This is a genomic window from Isoptericola sp. NPDC055881, assembly GCF_053615895.1.
Window position 1 is genome coordinate 98063 of record NZ_JBSHCR010000003.1, and the last position, 18594, is coordinate 116656.

Below are 18594 nucleotides of genomic sequence, written 5' to 3' on the forward strand. Positions count from 1 at the left end.
CTCCTGGCGAGAACTCCTCGTCGAGGAGGTCAGGCCATCGTCGCGCCGGTGCCGACGTACTTGTCGTAGCCGTTCTCCTCGAGCTGCTCGGCGAGCTCGGGGCCACCCTCCTCGGCGATCTTGCCGTCGACGAAGACGTGCACGAAGTCGGGCTTGATGTAGCGCAGGATGCGCGTGTAGTGCGTGATCAGCAGGACGCCGACGTCGGTGTTCGCCTTGGCGCGGTTCACGCCCTCGGACACGACGCGCAGCGCGTCGACGTCGAGGCCGGAGTCGGTCTCGTCGAGGATCGCGAAGTGGGGCTTGAAGAGCTCCATCTGCAGGATCTCGTGGCGCTTCTTCTCACCGCCGGAGAAGCCCTCGTTGACGGAGCGCTCGGCGAAGGTCGAGTCGATGCGGAGGTTCTCCATCGCACCCTTGACCTCCTTGCCCCAGGTACGCAGGGCGGGGGCCTCGCCGGCGATGGCCGTCTTGGCGGTGCGCAGGAAGTTCGCCACCGAGACGCCGGGCACCTCGACCGGGTACTGCATGGCGAGGAACAGGCCGGCGCGGGCGCGCTCGTCGACGGTCATCGCGAGGAGGTCCTCGCCGTCGAGCGTGACGGTGCCCGAGGTCACCGTGTACTTCGGGTGGCCGGCGAGGGCCGACGCGAGGGTCGACTTGCCGGAGCCGTTCGGGCCCATGATGGCGTGCGTCTCGCCCGAGTTGATGGTCAGGTCGACGCCGCGCAGGATCGGCTTGGCGCCTTCCTTGGTCTCGACGCTGACGTGCAGGTCGCGGATCTCCAGGGTGGGCATGCTTCGTGTCTCCAGGTCTGTGTTGCGAAGAAGGGGGGTTGCCGAGGCGGTCACGACGCGGCGGCGAGCGGCTCGTCGACGTCCACGAGGATGCGGTCGCCGTCCACGGACACCGGGTAGACCGGCACCGGCTGCGTGGCGGGCAGCTGGACCGGCTTGCCGGTGCGCAGGTCGAACTGCGAACCGTGCAGCCAGCACTCGACGAGGCAGCCCTCGACCTCCCCGTCGGACAGGGAGACCCGTCCGTGGGAGCAGATGTCGGACAGGGCGTGCCAGCCGCCGTCGGCGTCGCGGACGACGGCGACCGGGACCGGGGCCCCGTCCGCGCCGTCGAGCTCCACGAGCATGGCTTCCTCGGGGGCGAGGTCGTCGGCCATGCAGGCCAGCTGGGAGGTCATCGCCCGGTCACTCCGCCGTGGCGGGCGCCGTGACGCCGGTGATGACGCTCATCGACTTCTCGAGCTCGGCCTCGATCGACGCGAGCAGGCGCTCCTCGACCGACGCGACGCCGATCTGGTCGATCAGCTCGGCGAAGAAGCCGCGCACCACGAGGCGACGCGCGTCGACCTCGGGGATGCCGCGAGCCATGAGGTAGAAGAGCTGCTCGTCGTCGAAACGGCCGGTCGCCGACGCGTGTCCCGCGCCCTCGATCTCGCCCGTCTCGATCTCCAGGTTCGGCACCGAGTCGGCGCGGGCGCCGTCGGTGAGGACCAGGTTGCGGTTGAGCTCGTAGGTGTCGGTGCCCTCGGCCTCGGCCTGGATGAGCACGTCCCCGACCCACACCACGTGCGCGCCGGTGCCCTGCAGGGCGCCCTTGTAGGTGACGCGCGACTTGCAGCGCGGCACGGCGTGGTCCACGAAGAGTCGGTGCTCCTGGTGCTGGTCCGCGTCGGCGAAGTACAGGCCGACCATCTCGACCTCGCCGCCCTCGCCCGTGAACGTCGCGTCCGGCGTGATCCGCACGACGTCGCCGCCGAAGGTCACGACGACGTGCTTGAGCTTGGCGTCACGACCGATGCGGGCGCGGTGGCTCGACGCGTGCACGGCGCCGTCGGCCCAGTCCTGCACGGAGACGACGGTGAGGTGCGCACCCTCGTCCACGACGATCTCGACCGTCTGGTTGAGCGTCGCGTCCCCGCGGTGGTCGATGACGACGACGCCCTCGGCGTGGTGCTCGGCGTGCACCAGCAGGTGCTGCGCCGTCGCGTCCTTCGTCGCGCCCTCGACGCGCACCGAGGTGACCTCGGTGGCGACGGCCTCGGCCGGGAGCGTGACGACCGTCGCCTCGGCGGCGGCGTTCCACGCGGTGACCGCGGTGCGGTCGCCCGGCTTGCCCGTCGTGCCCAGGCGCGCGTCGTCCTTGCCGACGATCTCGACCTTGGCCTCGGGGGCCTCGACGACGGTCGTCAGGACGCCGCCGACACCGAGGTCCGCGTCGAACAGCGGCTGGAGCCGTGCGACGGGCGAGAACCGCCACTCCTCCTCGCGCCCGGTGGGCACGGGGATGTCGGCGAGGTCGAAGGAGGTCCGGCGCTCCGCACGGGAGCCCGCCGGGACGACGCCGTGGGAGTGGGCACCGTCGGCTACGGCGCGGGAGTGATCGGTAGTCATGGTCTGCGCAGTCATTTAGCCGACGGACCCTTCCATCTGCAGCTCGATGAGGCGGTTGAGCTCGAGCGCGTACTCCATGGGCAGCTCGCGCGCGATGGGCTCGACGAACCCGCGCACGATCATGGCCATCGCCTCGGTCTCCTCCATGCCCCGGGACATGAGGTAGAACAGCTGGTCCTCGCTCACCCGCGAGACCGTCGCCTCGTGCCCCATGGACACGTCGTCCTCGCGGACGTCGACGTACGGGTAGGTGTCGGACCGGGAGATCTGGTCGACGAGCAGCGCGTCGCACAGCACGGTCGACGCGGAGTGCTTGGCGCCCTCGAGCACCTGCACCAGACCGCGGTAGGACGTGCGGCCGCCACCACGCGCGACGGACTTCGACACGATCGACGACGACGTGCGGGGCGCGGCGTGCACCATCTTGCAGCCGGCGTCCTGGTGCTGGCCCTCACCCGCGAAGGCGATGGACAGGGTCTCGCCGCGGGCGTGCTCGCCCAGCAGGTAGATCGCCGGGTACTTCATCGTCACCTTGGAGCCGATGTTGCCGTCGACCCACTCCATGGTGGCGCCCTCGGCGGCCGTGGCGCGCTTGGTCACCAGGTTGTACACGTTGTTCGACCAGTTCTGGATGGTCGTGTAGCGCACGCGGGCGTTCTTCTTGACGACGATCTCGACGACGGCCGAGTGCAGCGAGTCGCTCGAGTAGATCGGCGCGGTGCAGCCCTCGACGTAGTGCACGTAGGAGCCCTCGTCCGCGATGATCAGCGTCCGCTCGAACTGGCCCATGTTCTCCGTGTTGATGCGGAAGTAGGCCTGCAGCGGGATCTCCACGTGCACGCCCGGCGGCACGTAGACGAACGAGCCGCCCGACCAGACGGCCGAGTTCAGCGCGGCGAACTTGTTGTCACCCGCGGGGATGACGGTGCCGAAGTACTCCTGGAACAGCTCCGGGTACTCGCGCAGACCCGTGTCCGTGTCCACGAAGATGACGCCCTGGGCCTCGAGGTCCTCGCGGATCTGGTGGTAGACCACCTCGGACTCGTACTGGGCGGCGACGCCGGCGACGAGGCGCTGCTTCTCCGCCTCGGGGATGCCCAGCTTGTCGTAGGTCGCGCGGATGTCCTCGGGCAGGTCCTCCCACGAGGCGGCCTGCTTCTCCGTGGAGCGCACGAAGTACTTGATCCGGTCGAAGTCGATGCCGCTGAGGTCGGCGCCCCAGTTCGGCATGGGCTTCTTGTCGAACAGGCGCAGCGCCTTGAGGCGAGCCTTGAGCATCCACTCGGGCTCCTTCTTGAGCGCCGAGATGTTCTTGACGACGCCCTCGTTGAGGCCACGCTGGGCAGCCTCGCCCGCGGCGTCGCTGTCGCGCCAGCCGTACTCGTACGCACCGATCGAGGCGATGATCTCGTCGTCGGTCCTCTTGTCGGTGCCCTCCGGTGCCGCCTGGGCGGCGTCCTGGGTGGGAGCGCTCATCGTGTTCCTTCCTGCGTGCCGCGGGTGCGGTGGGCCGGGGTGGGGAGGTTCTGGGGGGAGACCTGCGTGGAGACGGTCGGGACGTTCGTGACGCAGGCGTGCGCGCCGCCCGCGATCGTGGCGAGGCGCTGGACGTGCGTGCCGAGCAGCTCGGAGAAGGCGCGGGCCTCGGCCTCGCACAGCTCGCCGAACTCCTCGGCGACGTGCTGCACGGGGCAGTGCCCCTGGCACAGCTGGACGGTCGGGAGCAGCGGGCCGGTCACCGGGCGCACCGACGCGGCGTAGCCGTCGGCCGAGAGCAGGTCGGCGAGCTGGGCCGCGCGCCCCTCGGGGTCCTCGGCCGTCAGCCGCGGGGCGTACCGGGCGACGACCGCGTCGTACCGCTCGGCCGCGAACCGCGCGACGGCCTCCGTGCCGCCCGTCTCGCGCAGGTGGCGCATGACCTGGGCCGCGAGCTCGGAGTATCCGCCCGCGAGGTCGGACTGCCCGCGGGCGCTCACGACGTACCGGCGGGCAGGTCGTCCGCGACGGCCGGAGGACGGGCCGCCGTCGTGCACGGCGATCGTGCCGTCCTCCTCGAGGCAGGCCAGGTGGCGGCGGACGGCCGCCGAGGTGAGGCCGAGACGGTCGGCCAGCTCGGCCGCGCTCACGGGCCCCTCGCCGGCGACGAGCTCCAGCACGCGTCGGCGCGTGGTGCCGTCGACGTCGGGAGCGCCGTCGAGGGCGCGGGGGTCGAGGACGCGGGGCTCGACGCGCGCGGGCCTGCGGTCGGTCGTGCTCGTCGGCATGCGCTCACCCCCGTTCGGCTCGTGATCACCGGGGGCACGACTCACCCTCGGCACGACGTCGATATAGGCAACATCCTTGTTGCGTAATCCAGGATGTCAAGCAAGGCATGCCTCACTGCGGCCCCTCAGGGGGCGGGTGTCGCGAACGTCACTCGTCGCTGACGATGCGGCCCTCGATGACCTCGCCAGGCCGCCCCCCGGCGCCCGGCTGGCCGGGCTGGCGACCGAGCTGGCGCAGCTTGATCCCCAGCGCGATCATCACGGCCCCGATGATCACGGCGAACGCGCCGATCACGATGGACAGCCCCACGATGGCGTTGGCCGGGTTGACGAAGCACACCACCGCGAGGGCGACGAGCAGGAGGCCCGCGAGGAGGTTCCAGACCCACGAGGCGCCACCCCGGCGGCGCATCGCCGGCACGACGAACAGCTGGAGCAGCCCGAAGATCAGCGCCCAGATGGCCACCAGGATGAGCACGACACCCAGGAACACCTTCGGCAGGAGAAGCAGGAGCGCGCCGAAGACGAGCGCCACGATGCCGATGCCGGTGTTCACCGAGCCCGCGGAGGTCCCTCGCCGCCGCAGCCCGTCGATGAGGCTCACCACGCCGTCGACCAGCACGAACACCCCGAAGATCTGCACCAGCACGGTCGGGGTCTTGTCCGGCAGGAAGATCGCCAGCAGCCCGAACAGCAGGGCGAGCACGCCGCGGATGATCGGCCAGTACCACAGGCGCCGGGCCAGGGCCGCGACGTCCTGCGGCGGGGTGAACGTGTAGAAGGTCATGGTCGTGCCGCTCCTCGGGTCGCGCCTCACGCTCGTCGCCCTGGCCGGGCGACTCCGTAGAATCTTCCGGTGCCCACCTCGATCGCGCCATCGGGCGCGGACGACGCCCCGTCGCCCGCAGTGCCCCCCGAGGACCCTCGCGCCGCCGGCGCCGGAGCCGCCGTCCACGTCCAGGGCCTCGTCAAACGCTACGGCGGCAAGGACGTGGTCGCAGGGCTCGATCTCGTGGCCGACGCCGGAGCGGTGACCGCCGTGCTCGGGCCCAACGGCGCAGGCAAGACCACCACCGTGGAGTGCTGCGAGGGGCTGCGCACCCCGGACGGCGGCGCCGTGCGCGTCCTCGGCCTCGACCCGGTGGCCGACGCGCGCGCCCTACGTCCGCGCGTGGGGGTGATGCTGCAGGACGGCGGCCTGCCCACCGGCGCCCGCGCGGGCGAGGTGCTGCGGCACGTCGCCGCCATGTACGCCGCGCCGCGCGACGTCGGCGAGCTCGGCGAGCGGCTGGGCATCGGCTCCTTCGCCCGCACCACCGTGCGGCGCCTGTCCGGCGGTCAGCGCCAGCGGCTGTCGCTCGCCGCCGCCGTCGTCGGCCGCCCGGAGGTCGTGTTCCTCGACGAGCCCAGCGCCGGCATGGACCCGCAGAGCCGGCACGCCGTGTGGGACCTCGTGCGGGAGCTGCGAGACGAGGGCACGGCCGTGGTCCTCACGACGCACCTCATGGACGAGGCCGAGGACCTCGCCGACCGCGTCCACGTCGTCGACCACGGGCGCGTCATCGCGAGCGGCACCGTCCCGGAGCTCCTCTCCCCCGACGCGCAGGACGACCGGACGCTGCGGTTCGACGCGGCCCCCGGCCTGGACGTGGCTGCCGTCGCCGGCGCGCTCGGAGCCGCCACCGGCACGGCCGGCACGTGGACCGTGACCGAGCCCCAGCCGGGCTCGTACGTCGTCCAGGGCCCTGCCGGACCCCGGGCCCTGGCCACGCTGACCGCCTGGCTCGCCGACCACGACGTCCTCGCGAGCCGTCTCACGGTGGGCCGGCGCACGCTGGAGGACGTCTTCCTCGACCTGACGGGACGGCACCTGCGATGACCACCACCACCTCGACGAGCACGACGGCGCACGGTGCCGCCCCGGCCTGGCGCCGGGTGCTCGCGCAGACGGGGTTCGAGACCAGGGCCGTGCTGCGCAACGGCGAGCAGCTGCTCGTGACGATCGTGCTGCCGGTCATGGTGCTCCTCGGCCTGACGCGCACCAGCGTCATCGACATCGACACCGGCGGGCTGGCGCGGGTCGACTTCGTCACCCCGGGCGTCCTCGCCCTCGCCTGCGTGTCGACCGCCTTCACGTCCCAGGCGATCGCCACCGCCTTCGACCGGCGCAACGGTGTGCTGCGCCTGCTGGCCACCACCCCGCTCGGCCGGGGCGGGCTCCTCGCGGGCAAGCTGCTGGGCGTGCTGGCCGTCGAGGTCGTGCAGGTGGTGGTCGTCGGCGCCGTCGCGCTCGCGCTGGGCTGGCAGCCGGCCGCCGGAGGGATCCTGCCGGCCGTCGGCATCGGGCTGCTCGGCACCGCCTGCTTCACGGCGCTCGCGCTGCTGCTCGCGGGCACGCTGCGCGCCGAGGGCGTGCTCGCGCTCGCCAACCTGGTGCTGGTGCTCCTCGTCGTGGGCGGCGGGCTGCTGGTCCCGCCCGAGCAGCTGCCCGGCCCGGTCGCCCACCTCGCGACCTATCTCCCCTCGGGCGCGCTCGGGGAGGCCATGCGCGGCGCCCTGCTCGGCACGGGCGTCCCGGCGCTGGCCCTCGTGGTGCTCGCGGCCTGGACGGCCGTGCTCGCGTGGGCCGCGGCGCGCTTCTTCCGCTGGCAGTGACGCACGGGCGGTGCGACCGGACCAAGGTCACACCGCCGGTCGCCCTTGAGGCGCCTGGTCGCCCGGATCGTGGCGATACCGTGGACTCGTGACCTCGTCGAGCCCTGCCGTGCGCCCCGCCCCCGAGGCGGGCACCGGTCCTGCCGGAACGCCCGACCGCCTCGCCCGGTTCCGCTCCTGGACCCGCGGCGTCCTGCTGGCGAACGTCATCGGGCAGATCCTCATCATCGGCACCGGCGGCGCCGTCCGCCTGACCGACTCCGGCCTCGGGTGCTCCACGTGGCCGCTGTGCGAGCCGGGCCACTTCACGCCCGCGTTCCACCAGGCGTCCTCCATCCACCCGTACGTCGAGTTCGGGAACCGGACGGTCGCCTTCGTCCTCGCGGTGGTGGGCCTCGCGCTCCTGCTCCTGGTGTGGACGGACCGGTCGCGGTCGCGCTCGTACCGGCTCCTCGGCATCGTCCCCCTGGCCGGCGTGGTCGCCCAGGCCGTCATCGGCGGCGTCGTGGTGCTGCTGCACCTCAGCCCCGGCTGGGTGTCCCTGCACTTCGGGGTGTCCGCCGCGCTCGTGTGGTTCAGCGCCTACCTGCTGCACCGCCACGGCGAGGGCGACGGCCGCCCCGAGCCGGTGGCCGGACGGGCCGTCTCCGTGACGGGCACCGTCCTCGGGGTCCTGCTCGTCCCGATCGTCACCCTGGGCGTGCTCGTCACCGGCTCCGGCCCGCACTCGGGCGACACCTCCGTCGGCTACCGCCTCGCCCTCGACCCGCTCGAGATCACCCGGGCGCACTCCGGCACCGTCTGGCTGTTCACGATCACGCTCGTGCTGCTGCTCGTGCTGCTGCACCGCACCCCGGCCAGTCCCCGGGTCGCCGCCGCGCGCACTGCCGCGTGGCTGCTGGCGGGCGTCACCCTGGCGCAGGGCCTCATCGGGTACGTGCAGTACTTCACGGGACTTCCCGAGGTGCTCGTCGGCTTCCACCTGGTGGGCGCGGGCTGCCTCACGTGGGCGACCGCGAACGCCGTCCTGCGGCTGCGCTCCCGGGCCTGACGGGTCTCCGCACGCAGCCGCCGAGGCCGCGCTACGGTGCTGACGTGCGCATCGAGGTCGACGGCCGTCCTGCGACGGCCCCGCAGGTCGCGTCCACCGACGGCCACTTCACCGCCATGCAGGTGCGCGGCGGTGGCGTGCAGGGCCTGGAGCACCACCTGCGCCGGCTCCGCACCGCGCACCTCGAGATCTTCGGCGCGACGCTCGACACCGACCGTGTCCGGGGGCTCGTTCGGCACGCCCTCGACGGCCGTGCCGACGCGTCCGTGCGGGTGGTGCTGCGCGACCCGGAGCACGTGGCCGTCCAGGTCGCCGACCCCCGCCTCCCCCCGACGGCGCCGCAGCGCCTGCGCACCGTCCCCTACCTGCGCCCGTTCGCCCACCTCAAGCACCTCGGCGGCTTCGCGCAGGCGCAGTGGGCACGACAGGCCGTGCGCGAGGGCTACGACGACGCGCTCCTGACCGGACCCGACGGCGCCGTCGCCGAGTCCAGCATCGCCAACGTCGGCTTCCTCGAGGCCGACGGCGGTGTCGTCTGGCCCACGGCGCCGCACCTGCGCGGCACGGGGCTCGCGCTGGTCGAGGCGAGCGCGTCGACCAGCGCCCGGCCCGTGCACGTCGACGACGTCGCGAGCTTCGCCGGGGCGTTCCTCGTCAACTCCGTCGGCATCGTGTCCGTCGCGTCGGTGGACGCGACCTCGCTGCCCGACGCCACCGCCCGCGTCGACGAGCTCCGCACCGCCGTCGCCGCCGTCCCCTGGGACGCGCCCTGACCTGCTGACGGTGCCGGGCGAGGGCGTGACAGCGCCGTGACAGGGCGCTGCGAGCGCCGCCCGGCACGGTGGTCCCATGACCACCACCGCGATCGAGGCCGAGGGCCTCGTCAAGACCTTCGGCGACAACCGCGCCGTGGACGGGGTCGACCTCCGGGTCGACACCGGCACGGTCTACGGGGTCCTCGGCCCGAACGGGGCCGGGAAGACCACCACGATCCGCATGCTCGCGACCCTGCTGCGCCCCGACGCCGGGCGGGCGTCCGTCTTCGGGCACGACGTGGCCCGCGAGCCGTTCGTCGTGCGGCAGCTCATCGGCGTGACCGGGCAGTACGCGTCGGTCGACGAGACGCTCAGCGCCACGGAGAACCTCTTGCTCTTCTGCCGCCTCAACGGACTCAAGGGCGCCTCCGCGACGCGGCGCACCCGCGACCTGCTCGAGGAGTTCAGCCTCACCGACGCTGCCGCACGCCCGCTGAAGAACTTCTCGGGCGGCATGCGCCGGCGCCTCGACCTCGCGGCCAGCCTCATCGCGCAGCCGCCGCTGCTGTTCCTGGACGAGCCCACCACGGGCCTCGACCCGCGCACCCGCGCGCAGATGTGGGAGACGATCCGTCGCCTCGTCGCGACCGGCTCGACCGTCCTGCTCACCACCCAGTACCTCGACGAGGCCGACCAGCTCGCGGACCGCATCGCGGTCATCGACCGGGGACAGGTCGTCGCGGAGGGCACCGGCGACGAGCTCAAGTCCTCCGTCGGCGAGCAGTCGCTGCAGCTCGCCCTGGTGCGGCCGGACGACGCCCCCGTCGCGCTCCAGGCCGTGCGGGACGTCCTGGGCGTCGCCGCCACGCCCTCCCCCGAGGCTCGCCGCCTCACCGTGCCCGTCGCCGACCCGAGCCTCGTGACGGACCTGCTGGTCCGCCTGCGCGACGCCGGTGTCGGGCTCGACTCGCTGTCGATGGACAAGCCGACCCTCGACGAGGTGTTCCTGACCCTGACCGGCCACGGCGCGGCTGACGCCGCCGCCTCCGAGCCCGAGGAGATCTCCGCATGACCACGCTCACCACCGCCCCTACGGCGCCTGCGGCGTCCGGCGGACGCATCGTCCCCGGCACCGAGCGCACGCTGCGCAACCGCGTCACCCTCGGGCAGGCCGTGTCCGACTCGCTCGCCATGGCACGGCGCGGCCTCATCAAGATCCGCCGCACGCCCGAGCAGCTCATCGACGTCACCGTGCAGCCGATCATCTTCACGCTGATGTTCACGTTCATCTTCGGCGGCGCCGTCTCCGGCGACGTGGCGAGCTACCTGCCGATCATCATCCCCGGCGTCCTCGTGCAGACCGTCATCACGACGTCCGCCGTGACCGGCACCCAGCTGCGCGAGGACATGGACAAGGGCGTGTTCGACCGGTTCCGGTCGCTGCCCATCGCCCGCATCGCACCCCTCGCCGGCGCCCTTCTAGCCGACACCGTCCGCTACCTCATCGCCACGACGCTGACGATCGCCATGGGCCTGGTCATGGGCTGGCGCCCCGGCGGCGGCGTCGGCGGCGTGCTGCTCGCGGGGCTGCTGGTCGTCGTGTGCGCCTGGTCGCTGAGCTGGATCTTCGCCTTCTTCGGCGTCATCGCGCGTTCGGCGTCGTCCGTGCAGGGCATCTCGTTCCTGGTGCTGTTCCCGCTGACCATGGTCTCGAACGCTCTGGTCCCGGTCGACACGATGCCCGGATGGCTGCAGGGCTTCGTCAACGTCAACCCGGTGTCGCACCTGGTGAGCGCCGTGCGCGACCTCGCCAGCACGGGCAGCGTCACGGGCCAGGTGGGCATCGCCCTCCTGAGCTGCGCCGTGGTCGTCGCCGTCTTCGCCCCGCTCGCGGTGCGGAGCTACATGAAGAAGGCCTGACCCGCGTCGCCCTCGAGCTCCTGGGCCGTCTCTCCCGTGAGGCGGCCCAGGAGCTCGTCCGCCCGTCCCACCAGCTCGTCGTCACGCAGCGCGGCGACGCGATGCTCCGCCTGGGCCACCACCGTGGGCCCGGCGTGGTCGGTCACGACCGCGTCCCGCAGCGTGGTCAGGTGCAGGGAGGGCAGGTCCTGCCGCGCGCCGAGCCGCCCCGCGAGCGCGAGCAGCTCGGCTCCGTCGGCGGCACGCCGCCCGTCCGCGTCGGCACCGCCCTGCAGGCCGCGCACGCAGGCTCCGTACGCGATGCCTACCGCTGACGTCGCCAGCACCGGGCGGTCGACGAAGCCGCGCCCCGCGCCGCGAAAGCCGCGGCCGGCCTCGACGACGCGGCGTGCCAGCTCGTCGTCGCCGGAGCCGAGCGCCTGGACCTGCCGGACCAGCGTGGCCGACGCCGTCATGAGAAACCACGGTGCGCCGTCCGCCCGCGGACGCCCGGGGCCGAAGGAGCCGACCGCCCGCGACAGGTGCTCGAGGGCCGACGTCCGGTCCCCCCGCAGCCACGCGATCTCCCCGCGACCGAGCTCCAGCACGGCGACGGACTCCGCCTCCCGGGAGGCCCTCGGGTCGTCGAGCGCCGCCACCATCTCCGCCACCGCCGCGTCGGCGGTCGCGATGTCGCCCAGGCACAGGGCGGAGGTGAGCTCGACCCACCGCACCTGCCGCTCCATCTCGCCGGCACCGATCGAGGTGAGGCCCTCCCGCGCGACGGCGGCCCACCGCGCGGCGTCGACGGCCTCCCCTCGCTCAGCGTGGAAGGACGCCACCACGATCGCGGTCATCGCGACGGCGGCACCGTCCTCGAGCGCCGAGGCCACCTCGTAGGACCGCGAGGCGAGCCCCACCGCGCGGGCGATCTCGCCGTCGTTCTCGCGCTGCTGCGCCTCGAACATCAGCGCGATGAGGGAGGTGTACCCGTCGTCGGAGGCCTGCAGGCGCGTGAGCACGGCGGCAAGGTCCTCCGGAGAGCGCGCCAGGACCACCTGGGCCAGGTCACGCGTGCGTGACCCGACCGAGTGCCGGGTGCGCAGCAGCCGCCGCAGCCGGCCGAGCGCTCGCGCGGCCTGGCCAGGCTCCCCGAAGACGGACGCGCCGGCGATCACCTCGAGCGCGATGGCGGTCGCGTCGGCATGCTCCTCCGGCACGTCCCAGCCCCGAAGCGCGTCCAGCACCACGGGGGCGAGGGCGACGACCCGCTCCTCGGCACCTCGGGACGCCCAGGCACCGAGCAGCGCGACGAACCCGTGCACCGCGACGTCCGGCCGACCGCGGTCGATCGCCCGGCGGACGGCGCCCAGGAGGTTCTCCTGCTCGCGCCCGAGCTCGGCCACGGCCGCGCGCTGGTCCGGGGACAGGACGCGGGCGGCGCAACGCCGCGCGACGGTCGTCGCCCAGGCGAACACGGCCTCCTCCGCCGCCTGCTCCTCCCGGGCGGCGGACAGGCGCAGCAGACCGAACTCCCGCACGGTCTCGACCATGCGGTACCGGCTCGCCCCGTCGGCCTCCTCCACCCGCACCAGGGACTGCAGCACGAGGGCGTCGACGTCGTCGTCGACCTGCCACCCGGGCGCGTCGGGCACGAGCGCCCGCGCCGCCTCGGCGGAGAACCCGTCGGGGAGCACCGCGGCCCGCCGCCACAGAGCCTGCTGGCCGGCTGTCAGCAGGTTCCAGCTCCAGTCGAGCACCGCTTCGAGCGTGCGGTGCCGGTCGGGCACGGAGCGGTCGCGCACGCGCAGCAGGGCGAACCGCTCGTCGAGCCGGGCGTCCACCTCCGCGACGCTCAGGGTGCGCACCCGTGCCGCCGCCAGCTCGATCGCCAGGGGCAGGCCGTCGAGCCGCTCGCACAGGTGGGCCACCGCCGCGCGGTCGAGCAGCGCGTCAGGGCGCACGGCACGCGCCCGCTCGACGAAGAGGCGGACGGCGGGTCCGTCGCCCGTGCCGTCCGGGTCGGAGGTGAGCGGCGCCGGGGCGTAGGTGACCTCCTGCTCGAGCAGCAGGGGGGTCCGGCTGGTGGCGAGCACGCGCAGCCCCGGTGACACGTCCAGCAGGGTGGCGGCCCAGCGTGCGGCACCCTCGACGACGTGCTCGCAGTTGTCCAGGACGACGAGCGCGTCGGCGTCGCGCAGGCGGGCGGTCACCTGGGTGGTCAGGTCGCCGGCCTGGAGGCGGTCGGCGAGGCGGACGGTCGCCGCACCCGGCGACACGCCCAGGGCGTCCGCGAGCGCCAGGACGACGTCGCCGTCGGTCCGCACGCCCACGAGCTCGACCACCACGACGACCGGGGTCCGCGCCAGCGACCGTCGCGCCACCTCCTGCGCGAGCCGTGTCTTGCCCAGGCCCCCGGGGCCGAGGACGGTGACGAGGCGAGAGCCGGCCAGGGCGTCCAGGACGGCCACGACGTCCTGCTCCCGACCGACGAGCGGTGTCGGGTACGTGCGCAGGCCACGCGCCGTCGGGGCGACCGCCGTCGACCCGCCGGGGCGGGACGCCGGGGCCGGCGGGGAGGCAGCGGCGGGCGGCTCCTCGCTGCCCCGTCGACCGACCTCCTCGGCGAGGGTCTCGTACAGGGCGACGGTCTCGGGCCCGGGCTCGCTGCCGAGCTCGCGCACCAGGACCGACCGCAGGCGGGTGAACACGCGCAACGCCTCCGCCGGGCGGCCCAGCCCGCCGAGCGCGCCCATGAGGGCACGGGCAGCGTCCTCGTCCGTGGGGTCGACCGCGACGTCCCCGCCCGCGAGGTCCGCGACGACGGCGTGCTCCCCCGCGGCCTCGGCCGCGTCACGGCGCACGACGCGCAGCGCGTCGCGCCAGCGCCGGGAAGACGTCGCGAGCTCGGCGGCGACCGCCCCGAACTCCCCGCCCTCCAGGTCGGCGCCAGGCGTGCCCGTCCACAGCGCCAGGGCACGTTCCGCCGTGCTCGCGGCGCCCTGCGGGTCCCCGGCGACGAGCTCGCGCCGGGCCGCGGCGAGGTCCTCGCGCACCTGGTCCAGGTCGGAGGGGACGCCGAGGGCGTACCCCGTCTCGGTCGCGCGCACGACGGCGCGGCCGGCGACGGCCCGCAGCCGGGAGACGAGGTTCTGCAGGGCAGCGCGCGGGTCGGCGGGCAGGGACTCCTGCCACAGCTGGTCGACCAGGGCCGCCGACGACATCCCGCGAGGCCCCGCGAGGGCGAGCAGCACGACCAGCGCGGACGCGCGCGCCCCGCGGGGCGCGCGGTCCTCGCCACCCGGCCCGGCGACCCGGACCTGGCCCAGCACCCGCACCGCGGGCGCGCCCGTCGTCACCGGCAGGGCTGTGGCACCGGGCTCGGGGACGGAGGCGTCACGCACGCCTGTGGAGCCTACCGGCCGCTCAGGCGCCCGGCCGGGCGGGCCAGGGCGCGTCGGTCGGGCGCAGCGACGCCCACCCTCCCGCGCGGCTGGTCGCCGCCGCGAGGATCCCGACCACGGTGGACGGGTTGTGCAGGCTGCCGTCCAGGACCCGCGCGACGGCCTCGTCGAGCGGCACCCAGCGCAGCTCCATGCCCGCCTCCTCGCCGGTGCGTTCGTGCCGGTCGGCCTCGGCCACCGACGCGATGCCGCGGGCGAGGAAGATCCGCACCGCCTCGTCGCTGCTGCCCGGGGTCGTGGCGTAGTCGGCGAGCACGGCCCACCGCTCGGCCGTCACGTCCGCCTCCTCGGCGAGCTCGCGCGCGGCCGCGTCGACGGCGGGCTCGCCGTCGACGTCCAGGAGCCCGGCGGGCACCTCCCACATGTACGACCGGACGGGGTGCCGGTACTGCCGTTCCAGCAGGATCCGGTCCTGGTCGTCCAGCGCCACGATCGCGACGGCGCCGGGGTGCTCCACGTACTCGCGGGTGACCACCCCGGCGTCCCCGAGGTCGACCTCGTCCTGCACGAGGGCGATGATCCGCCCGCGCTGCAGCACGTCGTGCCGCAGGACGGGGCGGGGTGCGATCTCGTCCGCGAGGAGCGCGGCGTCGCCCGAGGTGCCGGGGGCGCCGGTCACGCCTGGTTGCCCTGGCGCTCGAGAGCGGCCGCCACCAGGCCCTTGAACAGCGGGTGCGAGCGCGTGGGGCGGGACTTGAACTCCGGGTGCGCCTGCGTGCTCACGTAGTACGGGTGCACGTCGGCGGACAGCTCGACGAACTCGACGAGCTTCGCGTCGGGCGACGTGCCGGAGAACACCAGGCCGGCCTCCTCGAGCTGCGTCCGGTAGGAGTTGTTGACCTCGTACCGGTGGCGGTGACGCTCGGAGACGCGCTCGCTGCCGTACGCCTTCGCGACGACCGAGCCGGCGCCCAGGTGCGCGTCGTACGCGCCGAGCCGCATGGTGCCGCCCAGGTCGCCGTCGCCGCCCACGATCGCGAGCTGCTCCGCCATCGTGGCGATCACCGGGTGCGTGCTGTCCGGGTCGAACTCGGTGGACGACGCGTCCTCCAGGCCGAGCACGTTGCGTGCGTACTCGATGACCATCGACTGCAGGCCGAGGCAGATGCCGAGCGTCGGCACCAGGTTCTCGCGGGCCCAGCGCAGGGCGCCGACCTTGCCGTCGATGCCGCGCACGCCGAACCCGCCGGGCACGAGCACGCCGTCGACGCCGCCCAGGGAGTCCTGCGCGCCCTCGGGGGTGCGGCAGTCGTCGGCCGCGACCCACCGGATCGCCACCTTGGTGTCGCTGTCGAAGCCGCCGGCCCGCAGCGCCTCGATCACCGACAGGTACGCGTCGGGCAGGTCGATGTACTTGCCGACGAGGGCGATCTCGACGTTGTGCTCCGGCTCGTGCACGCGCTCCAGCAGGCGGTTCCAGCCGTCCCACTCCACGTCGTGGAACGGGAGGTCGAGGCGGCGCACCACGTAGGCGTCGAGGCCCTCGGCGTGCAGGACGCGCGGGATGTCGTAGATGCTCGGCGCGTCCGCGGCGTTCACGACGGCCTCGTTGTCGACGTCGCACATGAGCGCGATCTTGCGCTTGATCGGCTCCGGCACGATCCGGTCGGAGCGCAGCACGATCGCGTCGGGCTGGATGCCGATGGAGCGCAGCGCGGCCACCGAGTGCTGCGTGGGCTTGGTCTTGAGCTCGCCGGAGGGGCCGATGTACGGCACCAGCGAGACGTGCAGGAAGAAGCAGTCGTCGCGGCCCAGCTCGTGGCGCACCTGGCGGGCGGCCTCGAGGAACGGCTGGGACTCGATGTCGCCGACGGTGCCGCCGATCTCCGTGATGATCACGTCGACGTCGGGGCCCGCCTGGTCGCGCATGCGCGACTTGATCTCGTCGGTGATGTGCGGGATGACCTGCACGGTGTCGCCGAGGTACTCGCCGCGGCGCTCCTTCGCGATCACGCGGGAGTAGACCTGGCCGGTCGTGACGTTCGAGGACGCGGGCAGCTCGACGTCGAGGAACCGCTCGTAGTGGCCGATGTCGAGGTCGGTCTCGGCACCGTCCTCGGTCACGAAGACCTCGCCGTGCTGGAACGGGTTCATCGTGCCCGGGTCCACGTTGAGGTAGGGGTCGAGCTTCTGCATGGTGACCCGGAGGCCTCGCGAGCGCAGCAGGCGCCCCAGCGAGGAAGCGGTGAGTCCCTTGCCGAGCGAGGAAGCCACACCGCCCGTCACGAAGATGTGCCGCGTCTGGTGCGTGGCACCCGTACGGCTGGAGGAGCGGGGCTGGTGTCGGTTCGCGGTGTCGGCCACGGAACTCCATCCTAACAGCGGGTCGGACGGCGGCACGCGGGCCGCGCGGTGCGTCTGGTCACTCCGGCTCGTGCGGCACGGTCACCCCGCCCGGTCACGCCGCCCGATCACACCGGCCGGTCACACCACGAGTCGACCGGGGCGCTCACTCCGTGGTGTGGTCGACCGGGTCGTCCGACGGCGTCGCACGGCGGCGCACGATCCCCGTCACCGCGGACCGGTCCGTCACCAGGAAGCCGCCCACGACCACCGCCCCGGCCGCCAGCGCCGCGAGGATCCCGACGCCGAGCGCCGGGAGGATCGCGGCCCCCTCCGGGAGCAGCGCGCCGGAGACCAGCGACCCGAGCCACGCGCCGAGCGCGGTCGCCACGACCAGCACCGCCAGGGTGCGCGGGACGCCCCGCAACGCGTCGCGCCCGGCGTACCTGCCGACCGCGGCGAGCAGCCCGATCCCGGCCACGGTCATGCCCAGCGACGTCGCCAGACCGAGCTGGGCGAGCACGCCCGCCTGGTCGCGCACGCCGGTCGCCGCCGGGAGCGCGAACGCGGCGCCCGCCACGACGACCCACCCGGCCACCGTCACCGTCACGGCGGCGCGCTGCCGGTCGATCGTGTAGAGCGCCCGCGAGAGGTGCAGGATCAGCGAGAAGCCGACGATCCCCGGGGCCATCCACGCGACGGCTGCCCCCAGCCCCTCGACCGAGCCGGTCGCGAACCCCGCGAACACGACCTCGACCGCCGCGGACGCCCCCACGAGCGCCGCCACGCCGACGCCCGTGACCACCAGGAGCGTGCGCGTCGTCATGGCGAGCAGCCGCCGGAACGCCTCCTGGCGCCCGTGGGCCACGTGCTCGGCCAGCCGCGGGAACGTGCTGGTGGCGAGGGGGAACGCGAGCACGGCATACGGCAGCAGGTAGACCTGCTGGGCGAACCAGTAGGTCGCGAACGTCGACTCGGGGCCGAAGCGCGACGACGCGCCCAGCATCGCGAGCACGGACAGCTGCTGGGCGACGAGCGCCCCGACGCCGGCGAAGGCCAGGTTGCGCGCACGCCTGCCCTCGCCTCCCGGGAACCGCAGGGTCGGACGGAGCCGGACGCCCGTGCGCAGCACCGGGGAGACGAGCGGCAGCGCGAGGACCGCCACCCCCGCGGTGGTCCCCCAGCCCAGCCAGGCGATGGCCTCGCTCGACAGTGCCGCGACGTCCGCCTGGTCCCCGTCGGCGAGCCCCTTGAACACCAGGAAGACGACGATCACCGCCAGGCTCGACAGCAGCGGCGAGAAGGCCTGCCAGAAGAACCGCTTGTGCGCCTGGAGCACGCCGCCCAGGACCACCGCGATCCCGTACAACGGCACCTGGAGCGCGAACACCCGCACGAACGTCGCGGTGACGTCCACGAGCTCGGGGTGCTCGCGCCACAGCAGGAGCGCGATCGGGCGCGCGAGGATCGCGAGCAGCGCCCCCAGCGGGACGAGGACGAGGAGCGTCCAGCCGAGGAGCGCCGACGCGATCCGAGACGTCTCCCCCTGGGCACGGCGGACGATCGGGCCGGCGAGCAAGGGCACGACGGAACCGGCGAGCGCGCCCCCGGCCGCCACCTCGAACAGCACGTTCGGCAGGAGGTTGGCCGCCTGGTAGGCGGCTCCGACGCCCTCGGTCCCCACGGCGTTCGACTGCACCAACGACCGGGCGAACCCCACCAGCCGGCTCGCCACGGTCACGACGGTGATCATCGCCGCCGCGCCGGCGAGCGTCTGGGTCGCGGCCCGCAGCCCGCCCGCGCGCGAGGCCACGG

The 18594-nt window shown here is 73.8% G+C and carries 16 protein-coding genes; 6 read left to right on the forward strand and 10 right to left on the reverse strand.

The genetic code is table 11. The features are described from left to right. Positions 1-29 precede the first annotated feature (29 nt). The 6 genes from sufC to ACWGKI_RS01835 form a co-directional block, all read right to left on the reverse strand. A complete protein-coding gene (gene sufC / locus ACWGKI_RS01810; RefSeq protein ID WP_380240911.1) occupies positions 30-797 on the reverse strand; it encodes a Fe-S cluster assembly ATPase SufC in 768 nt (255 codons plus the stop codon). Between the two features lie 50 nt (positions 798-847). Beyond that, the gene (locus ACWGKI_RS01815) at positions 848-1195 is read right to left on the reverse strand and encodes a non-heme iron oxygenase ferredoxin subunit (protein WP_380240909.1); all 348 of its coding nucleotides are present in this window, start codon (positions 1193-1195) and stop codon (positions 848-850) included. A gap of 7 nt (positions 1196-1202) precedes the next feature. Beyond that, a complete protein-coding gene (gene sufD / locus ACWGKI_RS01820) occupies positions 1203-2423 on the reverse strand; it encodes a Fe-S cluster assembly protein SufD (RefSeq protein ID WP_452184201.1) in 1221 nt (406 codons plus the stop codon). Continuing rightward, positions 2424-3884, reverse strand: coding sequence for a Fe-S cluster assembly protein SufB (sufB, locus tag ACWGKI_RS01825; RefSeq protein ID WP_380240905.1), 1461 nt, complete (start codon positions 3882-3884; stop codon positions 2424-2426). Further along, positions 3881-4672 carry a helix-turn-helix transcriptional regulator gene (locus ACWGKI_RS01830; RefSeq protein WP_452184204.1) on the reverse strand — a complete coding sequence of 264 codons (792 nt, stop codon included), beginning with the start codon at positions 4670-4672 and terminating at the stop codon, positions 3881-3883. The genes sufB and ACWGKI_RS01830 overlap by 4 nt, the downstream gene beginning before the upstream one ends. 148 nt (positions 4673-4820) lie before the next feature. Then, on the reverse strand, positions 4821-5459 hold the full coding sequence (locus tag ACWGKI_RS01835; protein ID WP_380240901.1) for an HdeD family acid-resistance protein: 639 nt from the start codon (positions 5457-5459) through the stop codon (positions 4821-4823). A 120-nt stretch (positions 5460-5579) separates the two neighbouring features. Between ACWGKI_RS01835 and ACWGKI_RS01840 the strand changes: the two genes are divergently transcribed. The 6 genes from ACWGKI_RS01840 to ACWGKI_RS01865 all read left to right on the forward strand — a co-directional run bounded on the left by ACWGKI_RS01840 (position 5580) and on the right by ACWGKI_RS01865 (position 11053). Next, the gene (locus ACWGKI_RS01840; protein WP_452184237.1) at positions 5580-6551 is read left to right on the forward strand and encodes an ABC transporter ATP-binding protein; all 972 of its coding nucleotides are present in this window, start codon (positions 5580-5582) and stop codon (positions 6549-6551) included. Next, entirely contained in the window at positions 6548-7327 is a 780-nt protein-coding gene (locus ACWGKI_RS01845) for an ABC transporter permease (RefSeq protein ID WP_452184206.1), read from the forward strand. Before ACWGKI_RS01840 ends, ACWGKI_RS01845 begins: the two co-directional genes overlap by 4 nt. 88 nt (positions 7328-7415) lie before the next feature. Further along, positions 7416-8378 (forward strand): COX15/CtaA family protein, encoded by a 963-nt coding sequence (locus ACWGKI_RS01850; RefSeq protein WP_380240897.1) that lies wholly within the window; start codon positions 7416-7418, stop codon positions 8376-8378. A gap of 44 nt (positions 8379-8422) precedes the next feature. Then, positions 8423-9151, forward strand: coding sequence for an aminotransferase class IV (locus ACWGKI_RS01855; protein ID WP_452184208.1), 729 nt, complete (start codon positions 8423-8425; stop codon positions 9149-9151). A 76-nt stretch (positions 9152-9227) separates the two neighbouring features. Then, complete coding sequence (locus ACWGKI_RS01860) at positions 9228-10205, forward strand: ATP-binding cassette domain-containing protein (RefSeq protein ID WP_452184210.1); 978 nt, start codon at positions 9228-9230, stop codon at positions 10203-10205. Further along, positions 10202-11053 (forward strand): ABC transporter permease, encoded by an 852-nt coding sequence (locus ACWGKI_RS01865; RefSeq protein WP_452184212.1) that lies wholly within the window; start codon positions 10202-10204, stop codon positions 11051-11053. The genes ACWGKI_RS01860 and ACWGKI_RS01865 overlap by 4 nt, the downstream gene beginning before the upstream one ends. On the opposite strand, the gene ACWGKI_RS01870 is transcribed toward ACWGKI_RS01865, so the two are convergent. The 4 genes from ACWGKI_RS01870 to murJ form a co-directional block, all read right to left on the reverse strand. Beyond that, positions 11035-14436 carry an AfsR/SARP family transcriptional regulator gene (locus ACWGKI_RS01870; protein ID WP_452184214.1) on the reverse strand — a complete coding sequence of 1134 codons (3402 nt, stop codon included), beginning with the start codon at positions 14434-14436 and terminating at the stop codon, positions 11035-11037. The genes ACWGKI_RS01865 and ACWGKI_RS01870 overlap by 19 nt on opposite strands. 22 nt (positions 14437-14458) lie before the next feature. Then, positions 14459-15115 (reverse strand): NUDIX domain-containing protein, encoded by a 657-nt coding sequence (locus ACWGKI_RS01875; RefSeq protein WP_452184216.1) that lies wholly within the window; start codon positions 15113-15115, stop codon positions 14459-14461. Next, complete coding sequence (locus tag ACWGKI_RS01880; RefSeq protein ID WP_452184218.1) at positions 15112-16800, reverse strand: CTP synthase; 1689 nt, start codon at positions 16798-16800, stop codon at positions 15112-15114. Before ACWGKI_RS01880 ends, ACWGKI_RS01875 begins: the two co-directional genes overlap by 4 nt. A 145-nt stretch (positions 16801-16945) precedes the next feature. Next, positions 16946-18592: a murein biosynthesis integral membrane protein MurJ gene (murJ, locus tag ACWGKI_RS01885; RefSeq protein ID WP_452184220.1), complete on the reverse strand. Its 1647-nt coding sequence runs from the start codon at positions 18590-18592 to the stop codon at positions 16946-16948. Positions 18593-18594 lie beyond the last annotated feature (2 nt).

Coding starts and splice junctions, on each gene's coding strand:
- sufC (WP_380240911.1), bottom strand. CDS start 797: ATGCCCACCCTGGAGATCCGCGACCTGCACGTCAGCGTCGAGACCAAG.
- ACWGKI_RS01815 (WP_380240909.1), bottom strand. CDS start 1,195: ATGACCTCCCAGCTGGCCTGCATGGCCGACGACCTCGCCCCCGAGGAA.
- sufD (WP_452184201.1), bottom strand. CDS start 2,423: ATGACTGCGCAGACCATGACTACCGATCACTCCCGCGCCGTAGCCGAC.
- sufB (WP_380240905.1), bottom strand. CDS start 3,884: ATGAGCGCTCCCACCCAGGACGCCGCCCAGGCGGCACCGGAGGGCACC.
- ACWGKI_RS01830 (WP_452184204.1), bottom strand. CDS start 4,672: ATGCCGACGAGCACGACCGACCGCAGGCCCGCGCGCGTCGAGCCCCGC.
- ACWGKI_RS01835 (WP_380240901.1), bottom strand. CDS start 5,459: ATGACCTTCTACACGTTCACCCCGCCGCAGGACGTCGCGGCCCTGGCC.
- ACWGKI_RS01845 (WP_452184206.1), top strand. CDS start 6,548: ATGACCACCACCACCTCGACGAGCACGACGGCGCACGGTGCCGCCCCG.
- ACWGKI_RS01860 (WP_452184210.1), top strand. CDS start 9,228: ATGACCACCACCGCGATCGAGGCCGAGGGCCTCGTCAAGACCTTCGGC.
- ACWGKI_RS01865 (WP_452184212.1), top strand. CDS start 10,202: ATGACCACGCTCACCACCGCCCCTACGGCGCCTGCGGCGTCCGGCGGA.